We start from the raw sequence: 1051 nt of genomic DNA, 5'->3' as shown, positions 1-1051 counted from the left end.
GTATTGATCACGAGCGTTGTTGACGCGGGTCGGACTTGATCGTGGCGAAGGCCCCCGTGTGTGGTGGAGGTGTCGAATCTTCACCGCACGGAGGCCTTCATGTCCCACCGTAATGCCCGGCTGACCGTTCACGGCAGGCGGCTGCTCGTCGAGCGTGTCCGCTCCGGCCGTCCCGTCGCCCATGTCGCCGCCGAGATGGGCATCTCCCGTCCCACAGCCCACAAATGGATCCGCCGCTGGCGGTCCGAGGGCGAGAGCGGACTCATCGACCGTTCCAGCCGCCCCCACAGGACACCGCACCGGACCGCAGCCGCCACCGAGGCGCGTGTCTGCCAGCTGCGCCAGGACCGCAAACTCGGACCGGCACGCATCGGCCCGATCCTGGGCCTGCCCGCCTCGACCGTGCACCGCATCCTCACCCGGCACGGCCTGAACCGGCTGGCGTTCATGGACCGGCCCACCGGTGAGGTGATCCGCCGCTACGAACGCGACCGGCCCGGCGAACTCCTCCACGTGGACGTCAAGAAACTCGGCCGGATCCCCGACGGCGGCGGCCACAAGGTGCTGGGCCGCCAGGCCGGCCGCGCCACCCGCAGCACCATGGGCTTCGACTACGTCCACTCCGCCGTCGACGACCACTCCCGCCTGGCCTACAGCGAGATCCACGGCGACGAGAAGGCCGACACCTGCGCCGGCTTCCTGCGCCGGGCCGCAGCGTTCTTCGCCGCCTCGGGTATCGACCGCATCGAGCGGGTCCTGACCGACAACGCCTGGCCCTACCGCAAGAGCTTCGCCTGGCAAGGGGCGCTGGCTGACCTCGGCGCGACCGGCAAGCTCACCCGCGCCTACCGTCCCCAGACGAACGGCAAGGTCGAACGCTTCAACCGCACCCTGCTCGAGGAGTGGGCCTACCTGCGGCCCTACACCAGCAACACCGAACGCACCGAGGCCCTGGCAGACTTCCTGCACACCTACAACCACCATCGCTGCCACACCGCACTTGGCGGCCAGCCACCGATCAGCCGTGTGAACAACGCTGCGGGTCAATACA

The 1051-nt window shown here is 69.2% G+C and carries 1 protein-coding gene; it reads left to right on the top strand.

The features are described 5' to 3' along the window. Positions 1–99: 99 nt before the first annotated feature. The coding region (locus tag ACN6LD_RS42235) for an IS481 family transposase (RefSeq protein ID WP_445045940.1) at positions 100–1051 on the top strand (952 nt) is incomplete at its 3' end.

Source organism: Streptomyces sp. SAS_272, assembly GCF_052543235.1.
Note: the sequence above shows the minus strand (reverse complement) of the source record. Positions and strands in the feature narration are given on the sequence as shown.